Annotated in this window: 22 protein-coding genes and 1 pseudogene; 7 read left to right on the top strand and 16 right to left on the bottom strand. The window is 71.3% G+C overall.

Annotated elements, in window-relative coordinates; all coding sequences use genetic code 11:
* Positions 1-88: 88 nt before the first annotated feature.
* Positions 89-1,279 carry a cytochrome P450 gene (locus ACFWPI_RS35920; protein ID WP_380378292.1) on the bottom strand — a complete coding sequence of 397 codons (1,191 nt, stop codon included), beginning with the start codon at positions 1,277-1,279 and terminating at the stop codon, positions 89-91.
* Between the two features lie 182 nt (positions 1,280-1,461).
* Between ACFWPI_RS35920 and ACFWPI_RS35925 the strand changes: the two genes are divergently transcribed.
* Positions 1,462-2,136, top strand: a complete 675-nt coding sequence (locus tag ACFWPI_RS35925) for a helix-turn-helix domain-containing protein (protein WP_380378290.1) — start codon at positions 1,462-1,464, stop codon at positions 2,134-2,136.
* 107 nt (positions 2,137-2,243) lie between these two features.
* Positions 2,244-3,083, top strand: coding sequence for an SAM-dependent methyltransferase (locus ACFWPI_RS35930; protein ID WP_380378288.1), 840 nt, complete (start codon positions 2,244-2,246; stop codon positions 3,081-3,083).
* Positions 3,084-3,277: 194 nt separating this feature from the next.
* Here the strand turns inward: ACFWPI_RS35930 and ACFWPI_RS35935 are convergent, their stop codons facing one another.
* The 6 genes from ACFWPI_RS35935 to ACFWPI_RS35960 form a co-directional block, all read right to left on the bottom strand.
* A complete protein-coding gene (locus tag ACFWPI_RS35935; RefSeq protein ID WP_380378286.1) occupies positions 3,278-3,940 on the bottom strand; it encodes a 4'-phosphopantetheinyl transferase in 663 nt (220 codons plus the stop codon).
* Entirely contained in the window at positions 3,937-4,824 is an 888-nt protein-coding gene (locus ACFWPI_RS35940; protein WP_380378284.1) for an alpha/beta fold hydrolase, read from the bottom strand. The genes ACFWPI_RS35935 and ACFWPI_RS35940 overlap by 4 nt, the downstream gene beginning before the upstream one ends.
* On the bottom strand, positions 4,821-5,309 hold the full coding sequence (locus tag ACFWPI_RS35945) for an SRPBCC family protein (RefSeq protein WP_063345825.1): 489 nt from the start codon (positions 5,307-5,309) through the stop codon (positions 4,821-4,823). Before ACFWPI_RS35945 ends, ACFWPI_RS35940 begins: the two co-directional genes overlap by 4 nt.
* 700 nt (positions 5,310-6,009) lie before the next feature.
* A complete protein-coding gene (locus tag ACFWPI_RS35950) occupies positions 6,010-7,488 on the bottom strand; it encodes an FAD-binding protein (protein ID WP_380378282.1) in 1,479 nt (492 codons plus the stop codon).
* Between the two features lie 380 nt (positions 7,489-7,868).
* Complete coding sequence (locus tag ACFWPI_RS35955) at positions 7,869-9,428, bottom strand: flavin-containing monooxygenase (protein ID WP_380378281.1); 1,560 nt, start codon at positions 9,426-9,428, stop codon at positions 7,869-7,871.
* 17 nt (positions 9,429-9,445) lie between these two features.
* Entirely contained in the window at positions 9,446-10,333 is an 888-nt protein-coding gene (locus ACFWPI_RS35960; protein WP_063350786.1) for a class I SAM-dependent methyltransferase, read from the bottom strand.
* A gap of 755 nt (positions 10,334-11,088) precedes the next feature.
* Between ACFWPI_RS35960 and ACFWPI_RS35965 the strand changes: the two genes are divergently transcribed.
* The 3 genes from ACFWPI_RS35965 to ACFWPI_RS35975 are packed head-to-tail and all read left to right on the top strand — an operon-like array spanning position 11,089 to position 13,102.
* Positions 11,089-11,349: a hypothetical protein gene (locus ACFWPI_RS35965; protein ID WP_063350787.1), complete on the top strand. Its 261-nt coding sequence runs from the start codon at positions 11,089-11,091 to the stop codon at positions 11,347-11,349.
* Between the two features lie 17 nt (positions 11,350-11,366).
* Positions 11,367-12,350 carry a 3-oxoacyl-ACP synthase III family protein gene (locus ACFWPI_RS35970; protein WP_063350788.1) on the top strand — a complete coding sequence of 328 codons (984 nt, stop codon included), beginning with the start codon at positions 11,367-11,369 and terminating at the stop codon, positions 12,348-12,350.
* Positions 12,347-13,102, top strand: a complete 756-nt coding sequence (locus ACFWPI_RS35975; RefSeq protein WP_363377635.1) for an SDR family NAD(P)-dependent oxidoreductase — start codon at positions 12,347-12,349, stop codon at positions 13,100-13,102. The genes ACFWPI_RS35970 and ACFWPI_RS35975 overlap by 4 nt, the downstream gene beginning before the upstream one ends.
* Positions 13,103-13,228: 126 nt before the next feature.
* On the opposite strand, the gene tpx is transcribed toward ACFWPI_RS35975, so the two are convergent.
* From tpx to ACFWPI_RS36010, 7 genes and pseudogenes are all read right to left on the bottom strand, one after another.
* Positions 13,229-13,729, bottom strand: a complete 501-nt coding sequence (gene tpx / locus ACFWPI_RS35980; protein ID WP_380378277.1) for a thiol peroxidase — start codon at positions 13,727-13,729, stop codon at positions 13,229-13,231.
* Positions 13,730-13,924: 195 nt separating this feature from the next.
* Positions 13,925-14,407, bottom strand: coding sequence for a hypothetical protein (locus tag ACFWPI_RS35985; RefSeq protein WP_380378275.1), 483 nt, complete (start codon positions 14,405-14,407; stop codon positions 13,925-13,927).
* A gap of 11 nt (positions 14,408-14,418) precedes the next feature.
* Complete coding sequence (locus tag ACFWPI_RS35990) at positions 14,419-15,063, bottom strand: hypothetical protein (RefSeq protein ID WP_380378274.1); 645 nt, start codon at positions 15,061-15,063, stop codon at positions 14,419-14,421.
* Positions 15,060-16,799: an alpha/beta hydrolase gene (locus ACFWPI_RS35995; RefSeq protein WP_380378272.1), complete on the bottom strand. Its 1,740-nt coding sequence runs from the start codon at positions 16,797-16,799 to the stop codon at positions 15,060-15,062. The genes ACFWPI_RS35990 and ACFWPI_RS35995 overlap by 4 nt, the downstream gene beginning before the upstream one ends.
* Positions 16,799-17,188: a WXG100 family type VII secretion target gene (locus ACFWPI_RS36000; protein ID WP_063350794.1), complete on the bottom strand. Its 390-nt coding sequence runs from the start codon at positions 17,186-17,188 to the stop codon at positions 16,799-16,801. The genes ACFWPI_RS35995 and ACFWPI_RS36000 overlap by 1 nt, the downstream gene beginning before the upstream one ends.
* A 278-nt stretch (positions 17,189-17,466) precedes the next feature.
* A pseudogene (locus tag ACFWPI_RS36005) lies at positions 17,467-17,642 on the bottom strand (SAM-dependent methyltransferase); the annotation flags it as partial.
* A gap of 23 nt (positions 17,643-17,665) precedes the next feature.
* Positions 17,666-18,202, bottom strand: coding sequence for a hypothetical protein (locus ACFWPI_RS36010; protein ID WP_380378269.1), 537 nt, complete (start codon positions 18,200-18,202; stop codon positions 17,666-17,668).
* Between the two features lie 196 nt (positions 18,203-18,398).
* Here ACFWPI_RS36010 and ACFWPI_RS36015 point away from each other — a divergent pair, with 196 nt between their 5' ends.
* Both ACFWPI_RS36015 and ACFWPI_RS36020 read left to right on the top strand, forming a co-directional pair.
* Entirely contained in the window at positions 18,399-18,986 is a 588-nt protein-coding gene (locus ACFWPI_RS36015) for a PadR family transcriptional regulator (RefSeq protein WP_380378267.1), read from the top strand.
* Complete coding sequence (locus tag ACFWPI_RS36020; RefSeq protein WP_380378265.1) at positions 18,979-20,592, top strand: FAD-dependent monooxygenase; 1,614 nt, start codon at positions 18,979-18,981, stop codon at positions 20,590-20,592. Before ACFWPI_RS36015 ends, ACFWPI_RS36020 begins: the two co-directional genes overlap by 8 nt.
* A gap of 246 nt (positions 20,593-20,838) precedes the next feature.
* On the opposite strand, the gene ACFWPI_RS36025 is transcribed toward ACFWPI_RS36020, so the two are convergent.
* Entirely contained in the window at positions 20,839-21,504 is a 666-nt protein-coding gene (locus ACFWPI_RS36025; protein WP_380378263.1) for an SDR family oxidoreductase, read from the bottom strand.
* A gap of 204 nt (positions 21,505-21,708) precedes the next feature.
* Positions 21,709-22,272 carry a YbaK/EbsC family protein gene (locus tag ACFWPI_RS36030; protein WP_380378262.1) on the bottom strand — a complete coding sequence of 188 codons (564 nt, stop codon included), beginning with the start codon at positions 22,270-22,272 and terminating at the stop codon, positions 21,709-21,711.
* Positions 22,273-22,277 lie beyond the last annotated feature (5 nt).

Here is a 22,277-nt window from a genome sequence, read left to right on the forward strand (position 1 = left end):
GGCACACCCCCCGTGGGTGTGCCGGGCCGCTCCGTCTCCCGGCGCCGCCCCCGACCCTGGCCCCGACCTCGCCCGGTCTGGTTCGCGGTCACACGTCCCAGGTGACCGGGAGGCTCTTCACCCCGTAGATGTCCGCGGTCTCCGGCCGCAGGCCGACCTCCTCCGCCGGTACGGCCAGGCGCAGCGTGGGGAAGCGCTTGACCAGGGCGGTGATCGCGACGCTCAGCTCGACGCGGGCCAGCTGCTGCCCCAGGCACTGGTGGACGCCGTGGCCGAAGGCCAGGTGCCCGCCGTACTGCCGCCGGAAGTCGAGCACGTGGGGATCGGCGAAGCGCTCGGGGTCACGGTTGGCGGTGTTGTACGACAGGATGACCGTCGTGCCGGCTTTGATGGTCTGGCCGCCCACCTCGACGTCCTCCAGCGCCGTCCTCATGAACGACTTGGCGACGCTCAGGTACCGCAGCAGTTCCTCGACGGCCCGGCCGGTGAGCGTGGGGTCAACGCGCAGGTCGGCCAGCTGCGCCGGGTTCTGCAGCAGCGCGAAGGTGCCCAGCGCCAGCATGTTCGCGGTGGTGTCGAGCCCGGCCGCCAGCAGGATCAGGCTGACGCCCCTCAGCTCCTCATCGGTGAGGTCGCTGTCCATGAGGTCGCTGAGCACGTCGTCGGTGGGGTTCGCGCGCTTGGCGGCCACCAGCTCCGCGAGGTACTGCTGGGTCGCCGTGTAGGCCGCGATCAGCTCCTCGTCGCTCGTCTCCCCGTTCACGAACGAGTCGATCTGCTCCTGGAAGGAGCCGCGGTCCTCGTACGGCACCCCCAGCAGCTCGCAGATCACGATGGCGGGGATGGGCTTGGCGAACGCGGTCACCAGGTCCGCCGACGGCCCGGCCGCCTCCATGGCGTCCAGGCACTCGGCGGTGATCTGCTCGACGCGCTCGGCGAGCAGCCGCATCCGCCGCACGGTGAACTTGCCCACCAGCGGCTTCCGGTAGCGCCCGTGCTGCGGGTCGTCCATGAGGAGGAACTCGCCGGGCGGAGCCGGAGGAATCTCGAAGTCGCCCACGTTGATGAGCTCCTTGCGCGAGCTGAACCGCGGGTCGGCCAGGACCGACCTGACCAGCTCGTACCCGGTGATCAGCCAGCCGGCCGCCCCGCCGGGGTGGGTGTAGCGGCTGATCGGGCCGTGCCGTCGGGCGTCGGTCAGCTCGGCCGGCGGGTCGAAGGGGCAGCCGGGCGGGCGCGCCGTCGGCAGCGTGGTGACGGTGTGGACGGATTCACCCATGACCGTTCCTCATCTCGCGGAAATGCTTCTTCGGGACTATTCGAAAGCTACGTTGCATTCAGCATGGTCGCAATGAGTTGTAGGAGTTTTCCCTGTTCAGTAGCGGTAAATTGATGCAATGACGCTGAAGTCGAATGCAATGCCGCATTGCAATGAATGAATGCGAAGGCAATACTGGCGGCATGCCAGGAGGACGACTGACCCAGCAGGACCGCCAGCGCATCGCGGCCGGACTCGCCGACGGGCTCTCCTACGCCGAGATCGCCAGACGGCTCGACCGGCCGACCTCGACGATCAGCCGGGAGATCGGACGCAACGGCGGCCCCAGCGGCTACCGGCCCGAACAGGCGCACCGGGCGACGGCCCAGCGCGCGCGGCGCGGCACCCCGGCACCGCCACCCGCGGACGGGCCCTCGGGCAGCCCGACAGGAGAGGAGATCATCGACATGGCGGTCAGGACGGGGCTGCCGAGGATGACGGCGCGCGTGCACGTCGACCTGCTGCTGTCCGAGGACGGCAGGCGCACCGCGGCCGAGCTGACCCGCAGGCTGAACGTCAGCGCGGCCTCCGTCTCCGTGGCCGTGAACTACCTGGTCCAGCACGGGTACGTCCGGCGCGAACGCGACCCGCAGCGGCGTCGCGACATCTACGTGGTCGACGACGAGGCCTGGTACCACTCGATCATGATCGGCTCGCGGGAGACGCTCGGGACGGCCCAGATCGCGATGACGGCCGCGGCGGAGTTCGGGCCCGACAGCCCCGTGGGGCAGCGGCTCGCCAGGGGCGGGACGTTCCTGGAACGCGTCATCCAGGACATGGTGGAGTCCGCCGACCGCTGGCGGCACCTCCTGACGTGACCTCGTGGCGTTACATCAACTCGCTTTCCCCGCAGGCCAGGTGCCCGTCCGGACCGGTGAGGGGAGTGCCGGTCCGGCCGACTCGGCGCCGGGGTAGATTCCCGGGCATGACGACCACCGACCCGCTGAGCCCGGTCTCCCGTACGGCCCTGTCCGTCGCGCTGGTGCGCGCCTACGAGAGCTCCCGCCCCGAACCGCTGTTCACCGACCCCTACGCCGCCGCCTTCGTCACCGCCTCCGGCATGCCGATGCCCACCTCGGGACCGGAGAGCGGCCTCGCGAAAGGCCTGGTGGTCCACGGCATCCTGCGCACCCGCTTCTACGACGACCGTCTGCTCGCCGCCGGCGCGGACCAGGTCGTCCTGCTCGCAGCAGGCCTGGACGCCCGCGCCTACCGGCTCGACTGGCCGTCCGGCACCCGCCTCTTCGAACTCGACCTCGCGCCCGTCCTGACCTTCAAACAGCACGTCCTGGACGAACTCGGCGCCGACCCGGCCGGCGAACGCACCACGCTGCCCGGCGACCTGCTGGACTCGGACTGGCCGCGCCGCCTCGTCGAAGCCGGCTTCGACCCGGAGCGGCCCACCGCCTGGCTGGCCGAAGGACTGCTGGTCTACCTCACCGCCGACCAGGCGGCCGGCCTGCTCACCGCCGTCGGCACCCTCTCCGCGCCGGGCAGCCGACTGCTGCTCGAAAAGGGCCGGGACGTGACCAGCACCCCGCAGGACCCGACCCTCGCCCACATCACCGACCTGTGGCAGGGCGGCCTCGGCCCCCAGACCCACGAGTGGCTCGACGCCCACGGCTGGACCACCCGGCTCACCCTGCTCGACGAGGTCGCCGCCGCGTACGGCCGCCCCTTCCCGCCCGGCTCGGGCCCGAGCACCACAGGGTTCATCGAAGCGGTGCGCACGACCGACAACGGCCCGGCAGGCCCCGCCCGTTGAGGGCGATCGCCCGGGCGGGGCAGGTCCATGGGCCGGGGCTCCCTGTCCTGTCCCTCGGATCGTCCCTCTGACCGGATCCGTCAGCTGTCCCCTCGCCCCTGCGTCGGCCTCGCTCCTGCGCTGCACGTGGGGGCGGGGCATGTAGGTCCTGCGGCGGCCGGTTCGCGGTTCGGTGGTGCTTCGGTGCTGCGCGCTCAACCGGTCGTCGTCCCGTGCGGGATGGTGAGGGTCGTGAGGAGGATGGCACCGGTGGTGGTCCAGCGGCCCTGGCAGCGACCGGGCAGGTGGGGGTGGTGGGCGGTGAAGGTGCGGTCGGGGTGGAGGCGCACGGAGATGCCGGCCAGACCGGTCCAGCGTCGGGTGAGCGGGTAGCAGGCCTTGTAGGTGGCCTCCTTGGCGCTGAAGAGCAGTCTGTCCCAAGGGACTTGGCCGTGAGGTAGCCGGTCGAGCCGGTGACGCTCGTCCTCGGAAGCGGTGAGGGCGAGGACCCCGTCGGGGAGCGGTAGAGCAGGCTCGGCGTCGATCCCGAGCGAGACGACATCGGCCGTGTGGGCCGCAGCGCAAGCGGTGTAGCCATCGCAGTGGGTGATGCTCCCGACGGTCCCCGGCGGCCACTCGGGGGCCCCGCCCGGCCCCGGGAGGAGCGGGACCGGCGGGTGGCCGAGCTGGGCGAGAGCACGACGGGCGAGCGTACGGGCGGCGGTGAACTGCCGCTGCCTGCGGGGAGATCGGCCACTGATGTGGGCGCGCTCCGCAGGAAGGAGCGCGCCCTGGGGCGGCGGCCCGAAGGCCTCGGTGCAGTGGACAGTTGGCGGCAGGAGCCTGCCCAGCTCGGTGGTGAGGGTGGTGGTGGTCACCGCTGCGAAGTGAGCGTGAGTTGGTGGATCTGGCGGGCGAGTTGGTGAGGGGCTTCGAGCGGGAGGATGTGGCCGGCGTCGGAGAGGGTGTCGACGGTGGTGTTGGGGAGGTGGGTTTGGAGGGTGCGGATGTGGGTCTGGCCGACGGAGGTGTCGTGGGTGCCGCGGAGGATCGTGGTGGGGGTGGTGATGTGTCGGAGGTGGGGGGTGTGGTCCATGGTGCTGGTGGAGGCGAAGGTGGTGAGACGGGTGTGGGGGTCGGTGTTGGCGAAGAGGCGCCGGTTGGTCTCCTGGGTGTGAGCGGGGGTGTTGGGGTGGAGGGTCTTCTTGAGGAGCTGGCGGCCGAGTCGGGGGTTCCTGAGGGCGCGCTGGAAGGCCTTCGTCTTCATGATGCGGAGTTCGCCCGGAGGGGTCTGCTGGTCGTCGGCGGCGCTGGCGGCGAGGAGCAGGCCGACGAGGCGCTGGGGCGCGGTGCGGGGGGCGTCGGCGTAGAGCTGGGTGGCATAGGCGAGCGCGGCGTAACCGCCGCCTGAGTGGCCGGCGACGACGACGGGGCGGTGGGGGGCGAGGGCGTCCGCGACGGTGGCGAGGTCGTGCCCGAGTTGCTGGATGGTGAGGGCGTTGGAGCCAAGGGTGCTGGTGCCGTGGCCGCGCTGGTCGTAGGCGGCGACGGTGTGGCCCTGGGCGGCCAGCAGCCGGGCGGTGGCGTGCCAGACGGTGTGGGTGGCGCCCCAGCCGTGGGCGAGGACGATCAGGGGCGTGGTGGTGGCGGTGGTGTCGTGGGGGTCGATGTGGGCGGGGTGGTGGATGGCGACGGTGAGGCGGGCGCCGTCGGGGGTGGTGGTGGCGAGGTCGGTGATGGTGACGTCGGCGGTGGTGGTCACGAGGTGCTCCTGTCTGCGGCTGTGCCGTGTGTGAGTTGGTGGTTGAGGTTGGTGAGGGCGTTGTGGGTGGCTTTGGTGTGTTGGTTGGGGATGGTGTGTTTGGGGAGGAGGGTGGGCCATCCGTGGGGGGTGGTGGTGAAGGTGATGGTGAGTTTGGTGTGTTGGTTGTTGTGGGTGGGGGTGAGGGTGTAGGTGGTGGTGCCGGTGAAGTGGCCGGTGTGGGTGGTGGTGAGGGTGTGGGGGGGTGTGGTGTGGGTGGTGGTGGCGGTGGTGTGGATTTTGGGTCCGGGTTTGGTGTGGCCGTTGGGGTGGATGGTGATGTGGGTGGTGCCGCCGGGGTGTTCGGGGGTGGGGTTGCCGGGTTGGTGGGTGTTGTGGGGGGTCCACCAGGTGGTGGTGCCGTTGAGTTCGGCGATGAGGTGGTTCCAGACTTGTTGGGTGGGGGCGTGGATGATGGCTTCGTTGATGAGGTCGTAGGTGTGCATGGCGGGCCCTCCTGTTCTTTCCTGATGTCCTGATGCCTTGAGTTCCTGAGTTCTTGTTTTTCTGGTCTCTTGCCTTCCCGCTTATCCGGTCTTCTGTTCTTCTGGTTTATTGGTATTTTTGTCTGTATTTCTTTTTGTCGCTTGTCGCTTGTCGCTTGTCGCTTGTCGCTTGTCGCTTGTCGCTTGTCGCTTGTCGCTTGTCGCTTGTCGCTTGTCGTTTGCGGTTTGCGGTTTGCGGTCTGGGTGTCTGGCGTTTTGTGCTTGTCGTTTGTGGTTTGCTTGTTGGTTTATTTGTGTTTTTGTGTGTGCGTGTTTTATTGGTGCATGTCTGCTGTGTGTCTGGGCTTGCTGTGTGTCTGTGTGTGTGGCGTTTTCTGTTTGTGTGCCGGTGCTTGTGCGCCTATGTCTGTGTCGGTGCCTGTGCCTGGTGTCCGTGGCCGGTGTTTGTGTGCTTGTGCTTGTGCTTGTGCTTGTGTGCCAGCGGCCGGTGGTTCGTGGGCCTGTGCGCCTATTCCTATTCCTGCGCCTATGCCGGCACCTGTGCTTGTGCTCGGTGCCTGTGCCTGTGCTTGTGCTCGGTGTCTGTGGCCTGTGCTCGTGTGCCTGCCTGCGGTTTGCTGTGCGTGTTTCTGGTTCTGTGTCTGTCTGTGCCTGCCTTGTGCCTGTGCTTGCCTGTGTCTGTCTGTGTTTGTGTGTGTTGTTAGGGGAAGATGTTTTGGCCGGGGGTGAGGGTGTGGGTGGGGTCGTATTTGTGTTTGGTGTTGGTGAGGTTGGTCCATTGGGGGCCGTAGTGGTTTTTCCAGTCGGTGGGGGTCATGTGGGGGATGGCGCCGACGAGGTAGCGTTTGGCGCCGAGGGTGGTGGCGTGGTCGTAGAGGGTGCGGTTGTGGGTGAGTTGGGTGGTGGGGTTGGTGCCTGGGTGGGGGAAGGTGAGGAGGTCGAAGAGGTAGGTGGTGGGTTCGTTGGGGGTGATGGCGTAGGGGTGGGTGAGTTTGTTGGTGGGGAAGGGGTAGAAGAGGAGGAGGCCTTGGCCGAGGGTTTGGGGGGTGAGGAGGGGGGTGGCGTAGGTGATGAAGTTGGCGGCTTGGGTGGCGGGGATGAAGAGGCTGAGCCAGGGTTTGGGTTGGTTCCAGTAGCCGAGGTTTTTGAGGTTTTGGGTCCAGGTGTCGGCGCGGTAGGTGTATTCGCGGTAGGTCTGGTCGGTGGTGGTGGTTTGGTGGGGGTTGGGGTTGAGTCCGGTGAGGAGGGGTGTGGGGTTGGGGGGTGTGGTGCCGTTGTAGTAGGTGGCGGTTTCGATTTTGTAGAGGGGTGTGGTGTTGGGTTGGGGGATGATTTCGCCGATTTGGGTGTGGAAGCGGCCGTCGTTGAGGATGGTTTGTTGGTCGGTGAGGTAGGTGGTGAGGTTGTTGTAGTAGAGGTTGAAGACGAGGGCGCGTTGGGGGGCGGGGATGAGTTTGATGGTGGCGCGGATGATGATGCCGAATTGTCCGGCGCCGGCGAGGGCGGCGTGGAAGAGGTCGGGGTTTTTGGTGGGGGTGGCGGTGAGGAGGTGGCCGGTGCCGGTGATGATGTCGATGGATTCGACGGTGTCGGCTTGGAGGCCGTGTTTTTGGACGGTGTTGCCGATGCCGCCGATGCTGATGGTGCCGCCGATGGAGAGGTGGAGGTAGTCGGTGAGGCAGGGTGGGGTGAGGCCTTGGTTGAGGGTGGCGTCGGTGAGTTGGGCCCAGGTGACGCCGGCGTCGACGGTGGCGTTGGTGGGGGTGATGGTGTGGATGCGGTTGAGGGTGCGGGCGTCGATGCTGATGCCGCCGTTGGGGGAGGCTTGGCCGTAGTTGGAGTGTGATTCGAGGTCGTTGTCGGTGCCGCTTTGGCCGTTCATGGCGACTTTGAGGCCGTTGTGGCGGGCGTAGTTGATGATTTTGATGATGTCCTGGTCGGAGCCGGGTTTGAGGACGGCGTGGGGGGTGTTGGTGGTGAGGCGGCCGAAGTCGTGGCTGAATTCGGTGAGGGTGGTGGTGTCGGTGGTGAGGGTGCCGTCGAGGGTGGGGATGGGGCAGTGGTTGTGGGTGGTGGGGGTGGTGGTGGCCCAGGTGCGGGTGGTGGTGTTGAAGGCGGTGATGAGGGCGGTGGTGGCGGTGGTGGTGAGGATGGTGCGCCTGGTGAGGGGTTTGGTCATGGGGTTTCCTGTTCTGGGGTAGTGGGTGTGTTCGGGTGGCGTGTGGGTGTTCGTGGGTGGGGTGCTTGATGGTGTGACGGTTGCGGGTTGGCGGTCGGGTGGTGGTTAGTGTGTGAGGGCGGGTGGGTGGGTCCTGCGGGGTGGGCGGCTTGCTGGGTCCGTGTGGGTGTTCGGTTGTTGGTTGTGTGTCCGGTTCGGTTTCCGGTGGGGTGTTCTGGGGTGTGGGCCGGCCGGGCGGCGGGGTCCGTGGGTGGGCGGGTGCCGCCCGGCCGTGTTGGGTGTGCCTGTGTGGTTGTGTGCGTGTGCCCCCGCGTGTGTGCCCCCGCGTGTGTGCCCGCGCGTGTGCCCCCGTGTGTGTCCGGGTGTGTGCGTGTGTGGGGTTAGGGGGTGGTGTGGGTGACGGTGGCGCGTTGGTAGTTGAGGAGGTCGAAGCGGCGGGTCTGGCGGCGGAAGCGGTAGGTGTAGGTGGGCCAGATGGAGGGGTTGTTGCCGTGGTGGTCGGTGTACCAGCTCTGGCAGCCGCCGGCGTTCCAGACGGTGTTCTTCAGGCGGTCGGTGAGGGTCTGGTTGTAGGCGTTCTGGGCTTCGGGGCGGATCTCGACGGAGGTGATGCCGAGTTTGTCGATGGTTTTGAGGGCGTCGACGATGTAGGCGATCTGGGCTTCGATCATGACGGTCTGGGAGGAGTGGCCCAGGGTGGTGTTGGGGCCCAGGAGCATGAAGAGGTTGGGGAAGCCGTGGATGGTGGTGCCGCGGTGGGCTTTCATGCCGTGGGTGTGCCAGGTGTCGCGCAGGGTGGTTCCGTCGCGGCCGTGGATGCGGCGGGCGACGGGGCGGTCGGTGGCGGTGAAGCCGGTGGCCAGGATGATGGTGTCGACGGTGCGGGTGGTGCCGTCGGCGGTGGTGATGTGGGTGGGGCCGATGTCGGTGATGGTGTCGGAGACGATGTCGACGTTGGGCTGCTGGATGGCGGGGTACCAGGTGTTGGAGAACAGGAGGCGTTTGCAGCCGACGGTGTAGTCGGGGGTCAGGCGCTTGCGCAGGCCGGGGTCGGGGACGGATTTCTTGAGGTGGCCGGCGGCCATGTTCTTCATGCCGGTGGTGCGGGTGGGGCGGGACATGAAGAACGCGACGATCTCGCGGCCGTTCTTGTTGAAGGCGCGGCGGAAGCGCTGGTAGCCGGGCAGGTGGCGCAGCATCCAGGTGTGGCGGGGGGTGTTGGGCTTGTCGGGTTTGTGGGCGACCCAGGGGGGTGTTCGCTGGTAGAGGTCGAGGCGGGCGACCTGGTTCTGGATGGCGGGGACGAACTGGATGGCGGAGGCGCCGGTGCCGATGACGGCGACGTTGCGGCCGGTGAGGTCGTGGTCGTGGCGCCAGCGGGCGGAGTGGAAGAGGGTGCCGGTGAAGGTGTCCAGGCCGGGCAGGTCGGGGACGGCGGGCTCGGAGAGGTAGCCGGTGCCGGTGACGAGGATCTGCGCGGTGTAGCGGCCGTGGGTGGTGTGGATGCGCCAGTGGCGGTGGTCGGCGTCCCAGTGGGCGTCGAGGAGTTCGTGGCCGTAGCGCAGGTGGGGTTCGACGCCGAAGCGCTGGGCGGTGTCCTTGAGGTAGGCGTGGACTTCGGCCTGGGTGGCGAAGGTGGACTTCCACTGCGGGTTGCGGGCGAAGGAGAAGGAGTAGAGGTGGGCCTGGACGTCGCAGGCGCAGCCGGGGTAGGTGTTGTCGCGCCAGGTGCCGCCGAGGTCGGTGGCGCGTTCGAAGACGAGGAAGTCGTCGGTGCCGCTCTGCAGGAGGCGGATCGCGGTGCCCAGGCCGGAGATGCCGGCGCCGATGATGGCGACTTTGAGGTGGCGTACGGCGGTGGTGTCGGGGTGGGTGGTAGCGCCGGCGGGTTCGGGCTGGTCGGCGCCGGAGGGGGCGGGGTGTTCGGCGGTGGTGGTCATGGCCGGGGTGTCCCCTTTCAGGCGCGGCGGGTGAGGGTGACGCGGAAGTTGTTGAAGATGTGGTCTTCGAGGGTGTAGGCGAAGATGTCGAGGTAGCGCTCGAAGCGCTGGACGGTGGTCTCGTCGGCCATGGCGACGGCTTCGTCGCGGCGGGCGGCCAGGAGCTGGAGCCAGGCGCGGCAGGCGCGGGCGAAGGACTCGGGTTCGTTGCGGATCTCGGTGACCTCGAAGAGGCCGTCGAGGCCGGCGGCGAGTTCGGGCAGGCGCGGGATGTGGCAGCCCTCGAACTCCTCGCGCTGGAGGAACTTGAGGTCGTCCAGGAGCTGGCGGCGCAGCGGGGGGTTCTCGACGGTCATGGTGTGCAGGACGAAGCGGGCGCCGGGCTTGAGCAGGGAGTGGACCTGCTTGAAGAAGACGCGGTAGCGCTGGGTGCGCTCCTTGGGGGTGAGGGAGGAGAGCACGAAGTGTTCGAGGGCGTTGATGCAGAACGCGGCGTCGTAGGGCTCGCCGTCGGCCTTGTGGTCCTCCCAGCTCTCCACGCGGGCGTGGATGGCGGGGTTGTCGAGGGCGGCGACGAAGTCGGCCTGGGTGCGGGAGAGGGTGACGCCGACGGCCTGCTGGACGCCGTGGACGGTGGTGAGGCGGTTGAGCATGGTGCCCCAGCCGCAGCCGATGTCCAGGACCTTGGCCTTGCCGGCGGCCTGGGCGAGGTCGGTGAAGACGTCGAGCTTGCGTTCCTGGGCCTCGTCGAGGGTGGCGACGAGGTCCTCGCCGTCCTCCCAGTAGCCGCCGGAGTACATCATGGTGGGGCCCAGGATGAGGCGGTAGAGGTCGTTGCCGACCTCGTAGTGGTGGCGGATCGCGTCGACGTCGGGGTTGATGGAGCGGGTCTCGGCGGTGGTCATGCGGGTGTGCCCCTGTTCTGATGGCGGATCGGATGGACCGGATTGGGCCGGGCTCGGCCGGGCCGGACTGGACTGGACTGGGCCGGGTGGTGCGGGTGTCCGGTGGTGCGGGTGTCCGGTGGTGCGCGGCGCCGGGTGGTGCCTTTCCCCGCGTGGACGGCCGTTGCGGTGGCGGTGGCCGCTCTCGTCGTCTGCGGACGGGAGCGCCGGTGAGGGCGGCCGGGTCCGTGCGGTGTGAACGGCCGTGCGGGTGGGGGTGGTCGGGGTGTGTCCGTGCTTGCCTACGGTCGCCCTCCCGCCCCGGCGGGTGCGGCCTGCGGCGCGGTGCGGTGGCCTCGGTGCGGAGCTGTGCGGGTGCGGTCTGCGGCGCGGTGCGGGTGCTGTGCGGTGCGGTGCGGGTGCGGTGTCCGCGTCGCGGTGCGAGGTGGTGGGTGTCGTGCGTGTGGGTGCGGTGTCTCGGGTCAGGTAAGCGCGTGTCTCGCAAGCGGTGCGCAAGCGTGGGCGCAGGGCCGGGGTTGCGGGGCGTTTGCGTGGGGGTGGGTTTCATGCGGTTTCGACAAGACACGCGGCCCCCACGGCCTTCCCGGGTTTTTCCCCGGGGGGTTCTCCCGGGTTCCGTCGCGGTGCGTTCCGTGGCCTGTGGGCGGCGGGGGGCGCGGTGGCGGTGTCCGTGATCCTCCCGGGGTGTCCGGGTCTGTTCTGCCTCATCACGTGTTGGCGCCCGTTCCGGGGCGTCCAGGAAGGAACGATCACTCATGTCCGACATCCCCACCATCGAGGACCTGGCCGCGCAGTTGCAGGCGGTGTCCGGGGCGCAGGAGATCGACGCGGACGCGGCGCTGCAGCACATCGCGGACGTGGACTCGCTGGATCTGATGGAGTGGCTGTACGGGTTCCAGAACCAGTACCCGCACATTCCGGCGGACGAGTCGCTGTTCGCGGACATCGACGACACGACGACGCTGCGGGTGGTGCACGAGCGGATCCTGGCGCTCGTGGGCCAGGCCGGCGTCTGAGCGCGGGGCACTGCTCGATGAGCGGCTTCGACATCACCGGGTGGGGGATCTCCGTCCCCGAGCGCGTGGTGACCAGCGTGGAGCTGGCGGAGCGATTCGGTGTGGACGAGCACTGGATCGTCTCCAGGTGCGGGATCCGGGAACGGCGGGCGGTCGGGGCGGGGCAGAGCACCGCGTCGATGGCGGTGGAAGCCGGACGCCGGGCGCTGGAGCGGGCGGGGCTGTCGGGTGCGGACATCGCGCACCTGATCGTGGCGACGGCGACGCCGGAGCAGCCCTCGCCGGCGACGTCGGCGTTCGTCCACGACGCGCTGAAGATCGCGGGCAGCGCGCACGACGTGAACTCCGAGTGCGCGGGGTTCGTGTACGCGCTGGTGACGGCGGTGGGTCTGCTGCACATGGACCCGCGCCCGATCCTGGTGATCGGTTCGGACACCCACACGCTGACCGCGAACCCGGCGGACCGGGACCTGTCGATCCTGGTGGGTGACGGGGCCGGTGCGGTGGTCCTGCAGCCCGGCCCGGTGGAGCGGGTCCTGGCGTGGAACCTGGGCGCGGACGGCTCGTGCAAGGACAGCCTGAAGGTCCTGGCGGGGGGCTCGCGGATGCCCACCACCGAGGAGACGGTGCGCCAGGGCTTGCACTACGCGCAGATCAACGGCAACGAGATCTACCTGAACGCGGTGCGCTACACGGTGCGCACGATCCGCGAGACGCTGGAGCAGGCGAAGCTGACGCCGGCGGACGTGGACCACGTGGTGCCGCACCAGGCGAACATCCGGATCATCAACTCGGTGCTCGCCCATACCGGGATTCCCGCGGACCGTCTGGTGGCGAATCTCGACCGGTACGGCAACACCGCTTCGGCGTCGATCCCCATCGCGCTGGCGGAGGCGCTGGACGCCGGGCGCATCCAGGACGGCGACACGGTGCTGCTGGCCGGGTTCGGTGCCGGGATGACGTGGGGTTCGGTCCTGCTGACGTGGGGAGGGGCGCGGTGAGCGGCAAGGGCGCCTTCGGGCAGCGGCCCGCCTCCCCGGTGGCGCTGGTCACCGGCGCCTCGGGAGGGCTGGGCCGGGAGCTGGCGCTGGCGCTGGACGCGGCCGGGTGCCGGGTCGCGGTGCACTACAACAGCGCCCGCCAGGCCGCCGAGGAGGTGGCGGGCAAGCTGGCCGGCGACCACGTCCTGGTCACCGGCGACGTCGCGGACTACGCGCAGGTCACCGCGATGTACGAGCGGATCACCGAGGCGCTGGGCCCGGTGGACGTGCTCGTCAACAACGGGGCGGTGCGCAAGGACGCGCTGATGGCCATGCAGAACCCGGTCGAGTGGCGGCAGGTGATCGACACGAACCTGGTCGGTTCCTTCCACACCGCGCGGGTGTGCGTGCCGGCGATGCTGCGGGCCCGCTGGGGCAGGGTGGTCAACATCGTCTCCCCGTCCGCGCTGATCGCCACCGCCGGGCAGACCGCCTACGCGGCGTCCAAGGCGGGGCTGATCGGGCTGACCCGCACGCTGGCGGCGGAGTGCGGGCGCCGGGGGGTGACGGTGAACGCGCTGTCGCCCGGGTTCATGATCACGGGGATGACGGACACCCTGCCCGAGCACGTCATCGCCGGGATGCGGGAGAAGGTGCCGGTGCCGCGGTTCGTCACCCCGCAGGAGGTCGCCCGTTCCATCGGGCTCTTCCTCGACCAGGACTGCATGACCGGACAGGTCATCAGCATCGACTCGGGAGCCTCCATCACCTGACCCCCCCCGCCGGCCCCGCCCGCTGCCCTTCCCGGCCCGCCCCCCTTGGTGAAGACCTGGGGGGCGGGCCGGGCGGCGTTGCGCGGGGCAGGCCGGCCGGGGCGGGGCGGGTGTGGCGCGGGGGTTCTAGGCGAGGACGGCGAGCGCGGCCTCGTAGTTCGGCTCGTCGGCGATCTCCGCGACCAGCTCGGTGTGCAGGACGGTGTCGTTCTCGTCCAGGACGACGACGGCGCGGGCGGTCAGCCCCGCCAGCGGGCCGTCGGCCAGGGCCACGCCGTAGTTCTCGTGGAAGTCGCGTCCGCGCAGGGTGGACAGGGTCCGGACGCTGTCCAGGCCCTCGGCGCCGCAGAAGCGGGCCTGCGCGAACGGCAGGTCGGCGGAGATGCACAGCACCACGGTGTTGGCCAGCGAGCCGGCCTTGGCGTTGAAGGTGCGCACCGAGGTGGCGCAGGTGGGGGTGTCGATGCTGGGGAAGATGTTGAGGACCTTGCGCCTGCCGGCGAAGTCCTGCAGCGAGGTGTCGGCGAGTCCCTCGCCGACCAGCGTGAACGCCGGGGCCTGGCTGCCGGCCTGGGGCAGCGCGCCGCCGACCTGGACCGGGTTCCCCTTCAGCGTGACCTGAGCCATGAAAAGCCTCCTACCAGCGGTGGAATGTGGTGACAACGCCGCCGATCCTACTGCGCGCCTCCGGCCCCGGACGCCGGGTGGCCACCTCTCGGACACGGGAGGGCCTGCGGGTGCCGCCGCCGGCACACCCGCCGGTGCGCTCGCCAGCGGGTCTGCCGGTGCGTCTGGCGGTGCGTCTGGCGGTGCGTCTGCCGGTCAGGCGGACCAGAACGGGTCGTCGTGGCGGGGCAGGACGTCCAGGTTGCCGTTGGGCAGGGTCGGTTCGGGCACGTAGGTGCCGAAGGGGTCGCGGTCGCGGATGACGGGGATGGGGCCGACGGTGGCCTGGAAGGTGATGTTCCCGGCGGCGCCGAACAGCACCGCGACGCCGTATCCGGCGGGCGTGGTGGCGAACATGGCGGGCTGGCGGGGGTTGACGGCGGTGATCCGGTAGCCGCGGGCCTGCCAGCCGCGTTCGGTGACGCCCAGCAGCGCCCCGTACCTGGCGGGGGCGACCCTGGTGGTGACGTGCCGCTCGCGGGTGGCGGTGGCGTAGCCCAGGGAGCGGTCCTGGAGGCCGCCGGTGGTCTGCTCGGTGGAGCGCGGCCAGCCGTCCCAGTGGCGCAGCGGGGGGCGGATGGCGGACATCGCCTCGTCGAGGAGCGCGTCGAGGGTGTGGACGGCCTGTTCGGGGGTCATGGGGGCGGCTCTCAGTGTGACCAGAACGGGTCGTCGTCCGTGGGGATGACGTCGAGGTTGCCGTTGGCCGTCACGGGGTCGGGGGTGGGGGTGCCGAACGGGTCGCGGTCGCGGATGACGGGGATGCGGTCGCCGGCCGCGCCGATGGTGATGTTGCCGGCGTCGTAGATGGTGATGCTGACGCTGTGGCCGTCGGGTGTGGATGCGGCCAGGGACGGCAGGGGGGAGGCGGCGGGGGTGGCGACGGTGTAGCCCTTGGCCTTCCAGCTCTGTCCGACCATGGCGAGCAGGGTGGCGTACTTGGCGGGGGCGACTTTGGTCATGATGTGGCGGTCGCGCCCGGCGGTGGCGTATCCCAGGGAGTGGTCGTCGATTCCCGTGGCCTGCTCGGTGGAGCGGGGCCAGCCGTCCCAGTACTTGAGCGCGGGCCGGACCTGGGCGAGGGAGTCGTCGAGGAGGCCGTCGAGGGTGCGCAGGGCCTGTTCGGGCGGGACGAGCGAGGCGGATGGCAGGGCGGTGGCGCCGCCGCCGACGGCGGTGGTGATGCTGCTGCAGGCCGTCAGGGCCAGGGCCAGGGCCAGGGCCAGTACCGCGGCCGGCAGGGCCGCGGAGCGGGCCGGCGGGTGTGCGGGTGTGCGGGTGTGCGGGATCTTCATCGCTGGGGCTGCCTCGTGACGTTGTCGTACTTGCCCGCCACGATCTGGCCGATGTTGTTGACCGAGTTCGCGGGGTCGTCGGGTGCGGGGTTCTGCCGTGGTTCGTCCATGTAGTGCGAGTGGGAGTCGAAGGACAGCGACTTCCCGTCCGGGACGCTGAAGCGGTTGGCGCCGAAGTCCTTGCTGGCGGGGTCCTGGCCGAACCAGAGCTGGCTGTCGGGGGCGAACGTCTCGTAGAGGTCGTCGGCGACGGGGCCAAGGACGGGGCCCAGGACCACGTCGGTGGCGACCCGGCCCTTGGCCGGCAGGTGGCTGACCGGGTCGTTCTCGGCGTCGCCGACCCACACGTGGTGGGGGTCGATGTGCAGTTGGGAGGCCTTGTCGGCGCCGGTGCCGGGGGAGCCGACCAGGATGATGTCGTCGGCGCCGGTGCCGCCGGGCAGCTGCGCGCCCAGGCCCACCGTGGTGGAGCCGTAGCTGTGGGCGAGGGCGACCAGGTGCGCGGGCGCTCCCTCGTGGGTGGCGCGCAGTCCGGCCATGAACGTGTCGTAGGCGGCGCCGCCCTTGGCGGCGCGGTCGGTGCCCGTCACCTCCAGGGGCCGGGGGTCCCCGTCGAGGACCTTCTCCAGTCCGGGCGGCGGGTCGTAGCCGAGCCAGATCATGGAGGCCACCGAGCTGGTGGGGTCGGCGTTCATCGCCGCGTTCCACACGTTCAGGGCCCGGTCGGCGTCCTTGCCGCCGACGGCGGACAGTGTGGTGCCCAGGCCCGGCACGTAGGCGCTGACGTTCTTCGCGGTGTCGGGGTTGCCGAAGGACAGGATGCCGCGGCCCTGGCCCTGTTCGCCGACGCCCAGCAGGAACGCGGGCGGCTGCTGGCCCGCCCGCCTGTCCAGCTTGTCCCGGATCGCGCGGAAGCCCTCCAGTTTCTGCTTCTCGTCGTCCGACGGGTTCGGCTTGTGCTCGTAGGTGTCGATCAGGTGCGCCAGGTTGAGGCGGTTGGCCTGGTCGCGGGCGGTGGCGGGGATGCCGTCGCGCATGCCCAGCAGGTCGGGGTGGGCCTGGACCAGGCGCTGCTGCTCGTCCGGGGTCAGGCCCTTCCACCAGGAGTTGACCTCGGTGGGGGCGGCGCCGGCGGGCGGCCAGCCGGCCGCCATCAGGCCGGTGCCGAGCTCGTCGACGGCCTTGCGGTCGGCGCCGGCCTGCGCCAGGTCCAGGCCGGTGCCGGTGCGGGCCCGCACGGTCAGGTCGTCCAGCAGCTTGGCGATCTTCTGGTCGGCGCCGTCGGCCTCGGTGACGGCGTGGCAGATGCGGTCCGCCAGCGCCCTGGCCCGCTGCGGCGTGTCGTAGCCGGGGTCGTGGCGTTCGGCCTGCGAGGGCGCCGGCCAGCTGACCGTGCCGTCCTCGGCGACCGTCAGCCCCGCGCCCTGCGCCTCCTTCAGGGCCTCCTTCAGCTTGGACTGCGCCAGCTGGAAGCTCTCCGAGGCCTCGCGCAGCAGCCCCGACACCGCGGACATCTCGGTGTGCGCGGCGTCCAGGCGCCCGCTGGTGCGCTGCAGCGAGGCGTTGGCGGCGCCGGCCGCGGTGCCGACCCACTGGCTGTTGAAGACGTGCTTGGTGACCTCGGTGTTCATCGCCTGGACGTGCTTGCCGAACGCGCCGGCCAGGGTGTCGTAGGCGCCGGCGGCGCCGGCCAGGCCGGACAGGTCCGCGTCGCGCAGCTGGGCGAGGGTGACCATCAGTTCACCGCCGGCGCGTAGGGCCCGGCGCCGGGCGCCTTGAGGGCGCCGGCGTTGCCCGAGTCGGTGCCGCGGTAGTTGCCCGCGGTCTGGCCCAGCTTCAGGCTCACCCCGTCCACCTCCGAGGCCAGCTTGTTCAGGCACTCCTCCCACGCCGCCGTGCAGGCGTGCAGCGACGCCCCGGTGCGCCAGCCCGACAGCGCCGCGACCGCCGTGTCGGAGGGCTCGTGGATGTGCTTGAGCTCGCCCGGCATCGCCTCACCGGTGTCCTTGGCGACCTTCGCCGCCGCGTCCAGGTCCGCCGGGTTCACCCCGAACAGCGGCCCGCCCGCCGGCGGACCGTAGGGCCCGTACAGGCCCGGCCCGTCGGAGCCCGCGTACGCGTTCATGGATCCCGTCCCCCCGCTGGTCGACCGACTGCTGTGCCCGCTTGGGGCCGCCCCGGGGCCCGCACCCGGGGCCGCGGCCGGGCTCGTGGCCGGGGTCCCGTGCGGGCATGCGAAACCGCACGCTTGTACGGTTCGCGTCGAAGCATGGCGAAAATAGCAGATCAGCCCACCGGCGCAGGCCCGGTGACGGCCTGACGGCGGGCTTTCGGCGCCCGCGTCCCGGCGGTGGCGCCCCGTCACCCGGGCCCGGGTCGGGGCGGTCGGGCGGTGGCGCGGGTCTACGGCTGCGGTGGTCGGGCGGCGATGAAGACGAGTTCGCGGCCCGGCCGGTCGGGGGCGTCGCGGACCTCGCGCAGGATGAAGCCGTGTGCGGCCAAGTCCGCCTCCACCTCGCCGCGTTGGAGGTGGGCTGCTGCCCGTCGGCGGTGAACACGCAGGTCCACCGGAAGGTCACCGGGGCCGGCCCGGCCGGGCGTCTCAGGGGGTGGGGTCCGCCGGCCCGGCCGGGGAGGGCCAGGGGTGGGCGGGGTCCTCGGTGATCCGTACCTGCTGCGGGGCGTCGCGGGGGAAGGTCCAGATCCGTCCCAGGGTGCTGGTGGCGGTCACCGCGGTGTCGTCCAGGGTGACGTCGGCGAACGGGTTGGAGGAGCAGGAGATCGCGAGCCACTCCAGGGTGTTCTCGTCGTCGTCGCGGGTCAGCGCGACCCAGCCGATGCTGCCGTGCTCGGACGCCTCGCCGGCGAGCGCGCGGCTGCCGGCGTGGGTGCTGGTGGCGAACGTCGTGTCGACGTCCGTCCAGTCGGTGGGGGTCCACGCGGTGGCCCGCAGCAGTTCCCCCCAACTCCACTGCTGGGCCCGCGGGTCGTGGCGCCGGCCGGCGGGGGAGAACCGCATGAGCTGCATCACCGACAGTGACCCGTCGCCGAACATGATGAAGTCCCCGTGGGGCGCCTCGCGGGCACGCCAGCGCTCATGGACCAGGCCGGACCGGGGTCGCGCGTCGTCAAAAGCCACGCCCGCCATGATCGCACCCGGCAGCGCCCCGGCAACGGCCGGGCCCGAACTCCCCTGCACCGCAAGGCCGGTGCGGCGCCGCACCGCGGCGGGCGACTCGGACCACCCCTTCCACATACTCGGATCCGAGTAGTACGATCCGAGTATCACCAGCCCCGGCCCCGACCCGGGCCCCCGCGTGCGACCACGGAGTGCCATGACCGCCAAACGACCCGCCAACCCCCTGGCCCTCGCCCTGCTCGGCCTGCTCCTCGAACAGCCCCTGCACCCCCACGCCATGGCCACCACCCTGCGCGAGCGCCACCTCGACCAGGCCTTCAAACTGACCACCGGTTCGCTCTACGACACGGTGCGCGCCCTGGCCCGCGACGGCTGGATCGAGGCCACCGACACCGAACAAGTCGGCGCGCGCCCCGCCCGCACCGTCTACCGCCACACCCCCCAGGGCCGCCAGTACTTCACCCAGTGGCTGGACGAACTCATCCGCGAACCCTCCCGCGAATACCCGAAATTCCTGTCCGCCGTCAGCTACCTGGGCGCCCTGGGACCGCACCGCGCCGCCCAGGCCCTGCGCGAACGGGCCGCCGCCCTGCAGACCCGCATCACCGAGAGCGAACAGGCCCACCACAGCGCCACCCGCGAACACCACGCCCCCCGACTGTTCGTCATCGAGGCCGAGTACGGCAACGCCATGCTGCACGCCGAACGCCAGTGGGTGCTGCGCACCGCCGAGGAGATCGAACAGGGCACCCTGGCCTGGCCGGAGGCCGCCCCCGATGCCTGACACCCCCACACCCGCACCTGCACCCGCGCCGGCCCGTACCGGACAGCGCTTACCCGCCGCCGAGGCCGCCAGCGCCGCCAGCGCCGCCGGCGACGCGGACGTCCTGGTCGTCGGCGCCGGCCCCGCCGGCCTGATGCTGGCCTGCGAACTGGCCCTGGCCCGCGTGCGCACCGTGCTCCTGGAACGCGACCCGTCCCCGCCCGGCTTCTGCCGCGGCTTCAACCTCAACGCCCGCAGCCTGGAACTGCTGGAACGCCGCGGCCTGGCCGAGCGCCTCCTCGCCGAAGGCCCCACCGTGGCGACCACCGCGTTCACCGCACAGGCCCGCCTCGACCTCGCCGCCATGCGCACCCGCCACCCCTACGTCCTGGGCATCGCCCAGACCAGGGTGGAGGAGATCCTCACCGAACACGCCCGCCACCTGGGCGTGCGCATCCTGCGCGGCCACCGCCTGAGCGCCCTCGACCTCGACGACGACGGCGTCCACGCCCACACCGACACCCCCGACGGCCCCGCGCTGCTGCGCGCCGGCTGGCTGGCCGGCTGCGACGGCGGCCGCAGCACCGTACGCGAACTCGCCGCCATCGCCTTCCCCGGCACCCCCGCCCGCCGCTTCACCCTGCTCGCGGACGTGGTCCTGACCGACCCCCGGCAGATCCCCTTCGGCGTGAACACGGGCGAGAACGGCACCGTGTTCGCCATCCCCAGGCCCGGCTACGTCCGCCTGCTCACCGCCGACCCCCACCCGCCCCGGGACCGGCACGAACCGCTCACCCTGCCCCGCTTCCAGCAGGCACTGGACCACGCCCTGGGACGCCGCGTCCCGATCGCCCGCGCCCACTGGCTGACCCGCTTCGGCGACGCCGCCCGCCTGGCCGAACGGCTGCGCCGGGGCCGGGTGCTGCTGGCAGGGGACGCCGCCCACATCCACCCGCCCGCCGGCGCCATCGGCGTCAACGCCGCCATCGACGACGCGATGAACCTCGGCTGGAAACTCGCCCTCGTCGCCCGCGGTCAAGCCCCCGAAACCCTCCTGGACACCTACCACAGCGAACGGCACGCGGCCGGCGCCAGGCTGCTGCGCAACACCCGCGCCCAGGCGCTGCTCGCCGGCGACGACGAGGAACTCGCGCCGGTGCGCGACCTGCTCGCCGAACTCGCGCAGGCCAAGGAGACGGCCGGCCCCCTGGCCGAGGAGATCACCGGCATCGCCACCCGCTACCCGGCCCCCCACGGCAGCGGCCACCCCTGGGAGGGCGCGATGGTCCCGGACATCCCCCTGCAGCGCGACACCCTCCAAGACGGCGCCCTGATACCGCTGCTGGCCCGCACCGGCGCCGGCGCCCTGCTCCTGGAGGACACCACCGCCACCGAGGCGCTGCGCGCGGCGGCCGCCCCCTGGGCGGACCGGGTGAGCGCGGCGGCGGTGCGGCCCGGCGCCCTGCCCGACACGTCCGCGGTGCTGGTGCGCCCGGACGGCCACGCCGCCTGGACCGCACCGCCCACCGCACCGCCCCGGGCCGCCGCCGAACAGCTGCTCGCGGCCCTGCACCTGTGGTTCGGGCCGGCGGCGGTGCCGGTGCCGGGGGCGCCCGGCCTCCCGTAGTGCCGCGCGGGGTCCGGGCGCTCCGGCGCTCCGGCCGTGTGCCGCCGGTGCGCCGCTGGGCGAACCGGCGGTGGTGCGCGAGGCGTTGACGGCGTCCGCGGCACAGGTGTCCGCTGTGCCGAGAGGCCCGTCCCGTCCCGCCCGCCCGCCGTCCCGCCCGCCGGGGCAGCCCCGCGGCTGCCCGGGGCGGCGGGTCGCCCGGGCCCGGGTACGGCCTGCGCGCGGTGCGGCCACCGGCTGGGGCCGCTACAGGTTGACGCCGCCGGTGACGTCGATCTTGGTGTCGGTGGTCCAGCGGGCGTCGTCGGAGGCGAGGAAGGCGACCGCGTCGGCGATGTCCGGTACCTGGCCGATCCGGCCGAGGGCGGTCAGGGCGGGGTTGCGTTCCAGGTTCGCCGGGTCGGCCAGCACGTCGGCGGTCATGTCGGTGCGGGTGAGTCCGGCGACGACGGAGTTGACGGTGATGTTGCGGGAGGAGATGTTGATGATCCGGCCGCTGTCGCGCAGCCGTGGCAGCACCCGCTGGGTGAGGAAGAGCGGCGCCTTGACGTTGACCGCGACCATCTCGTCGAACTCCTCGGGGGTGAGGACCTCGATCGGGCGCCCCATGAGGTTGAGCCCGGCGTTGTGGACCAGGATGCCGATCGCCGCTTCCCCGTGCGCGCGCAGCCCGGCCGCCGGCCCGGCCATGAGGGTGTCCACGTCGCCGGGAACGCCCAGTTCGGCGTCCACGGTGAACGCCCGGCCGCCGGCCCCGGCGATGGCCGTGGCGCTCTCCTTCGCCGCCGCCTCGTTGCTGCCGTAGTGCACGGCGACCAGGGCGCCGTCCCGGGCCGGGCGTTCGGCGATGCCCCGCCCGATGCCCCGGCCGGCGCCGGTGACCAGCGCGACCTTCCCGTCGAGGTCTCGCATGTCCACCCCTTGATCATGTTCCGCCGAGACCCCACTGTCCGACCCGACAAGGTCGGACTCACCCGAGTTTGACGTTCACTCAGGCCACGCGGGGGTGACGCCCTTTCCCGGACACGGACACGGACACGGACACGGACACGGACGCGCACGCCTCGGCCCCAGGCCGGCGGGCCGTCGCCCGAGCCGGTCCTGCCACCGCCGGGCTCAGGCGGCCAGGCCGGGGAGGACCTCGGCGCCGGGCAGCCGGGCCGCCGCCCAGCCGGGGAGGATCAGCTTGCCCCGCCGCCGCCCGCTGCCGATGAGCACGTGCGGGGCGGCGGCCACCGCCTCGTCGACCAGCAGCGGCCAGCCGCCCGGCAGGCCGACGGCGGTGATGCCGCCGTACTCCATGCCGGTGGCGGCGACGGCGACGTCCACCGGCGCGAAGGAGGCCTTGCGCGCGCCCAGGTGCCTGCGGACGGCGGTGTTGACGTCCAGGCGGGTGTCGGCGCGCACCAGGCAGGCGGCCAGGGTGACGTCGCCGCCGCGTTTGGCGGCGACCACCACGCAGTTCGCGGAGAGCTCCAGCGGCACGTCGTAGGCCTGGCAGAACACCGCGGTGTCCGCCTTGTCGGGGTCGGTGTCCACGTACAGCACGGATCCGGCCCACCCGTGCGCGTCCGCGTTCGTCAAGGCGTCGGTGACGGGGGCGGCGAGGTCGTCGCAGACCTCGATCGCCGTGCGGACGAGGGTGAAGTTCCCGAACGGGGCGCGCACGTTCTCGTTCATGAAGC

This window comes from Kitasatospora sp. NPDC058492 (genome assembly GCF_042720685.1).
In the GTDB taxonomy this organism is placed as follows: Bacteria; Actinomycetota; Actinomycetes; order Streptomycetales; family Streptomycetaceae; genus Kitasatospora.

Coding starts and splice junctions, on each gene's coding strand:
- ACFWPI_RS35920 (WP_380378292.1), bottom strand. CDS start 1,279: ATGGGTGAATCCGTCCACACCGTCACCACGCTGCCGACGGCGCGCCCG.
- ACFWPI_RS35925 (WP_380378290.1), top strand. CDS start 1,462: ATGCCAGGAGGACGACTGACCCAGCAGGACCGCCAGCGCATCGCGGCC.
- ACFWPI_RS35930 (WP_380378288.1), top strand. CDS start 2,244: ATGACGACCACCGACCCGCTGAGCCCGGTCTCCCGTACGGCCCTGTCC.
- ACFWPI_RS35945 (WP_063345825.1), bottom strand. CDS start 5,309: ATGCACACCTACGACCTCATCAACGAAGCCATCATCCACGCCCCCACC.
- ACFWPI_RS35950 (WP_380378282.1), bottom strand. CDS start 7,488: ATGACCAAACCCCTCACCAGGCGCACCATCCTCACCACCACCGCCACC.
- ACFWPI_RS35955 (WP_380378281.1), bottom strand. CDS start 9,428: ATGACCACCACCGCCGAACACCCCGCCCCCTCCGGCGCCGACCAGCCC.
- ACFWPI_RS35960 (WP_063350786.1), bottom strand. CDS start 10,333: ATGACCACCGCCGAGACCCGCTCCATCAACCCCGACGTCGACGCGATC.
- ACFWPI_RS35965 (WP_063350787.1), top strand. CDS start 11,089: ATGTCCGACATCCCCACCATCGAGGACCTGGCCGCGCAGTTGCAGGCG.
- ACFWPI_RS35970 (WP_063350788.1), top strand. CDS start 11,367: ATGAGCGGCTTCGACATCACCGGGTGGGGGATCTCCGTCCCCGAGCGC.
- tpx (WP_380378277.1), bottom strand. CDS start 13,729: ATGGCTCAGGTCACGCTGAAGGGGAACCCGGTCCAGGTCGGCGGCGCG.
- ACFWPI_RS35985 (WP_380378275.1), bottom strand. CDS start 14,407: ATGACCCCCGAACAGGCCGTCCACACCCTCGACGCGCTCCTCGACGAG.
- ACFWPI_RS35990 (WP_380378274.1), bottom strand. CDS start 15,063: ATGAAGATCCCGCACACCCGCACACCCGCACACCCGCCGGCCCGCTCC.
- ACFWPI_RS35995 (WP_380378272.1), bottom strand. CDS start 16,799: ATGGTCACCCTCGCCCAGCTGCGCGACGCGGACCTGTCCGGCCTGGCC.
- ACFWPI_RS36000 (WP_063350794.1), bottom strand. CDS start 17,188: ATGAACGCGTACGCGGGCTCCGACGGGCCGGGCCTGTACGGGCCCTAC.
- ACFWPI_RS36015 (WP_380378267.1), top strand. CDS start 18,399: ATGACCGCCAAACGACCCGCCAACCCCCTGGCCCTCGCCCTGCTCGGC.
- ACFWPI_RS36020 (WP_380378265.1), top strand. CDS start 18,979: ATGCCTGACACCCCCACACCCGCACCTGCACCCGCGCCGGCCCGTACC.
- ACFWPI_RS36025 (WP_380378263.1), bottom strand. CDS start 21,504: ATGCGAGACCTCGACGGGAAGGTCGCGCTGGTCACCGGCGCCGGCCGG.
- ACFWPI_RS36030 (WP_380378262.1), bottom strand. CDS start 22,272: ATGAACGAGAACGTGCGCGCCCCGTTCGGGAACTTCACCCTCGTCCGC.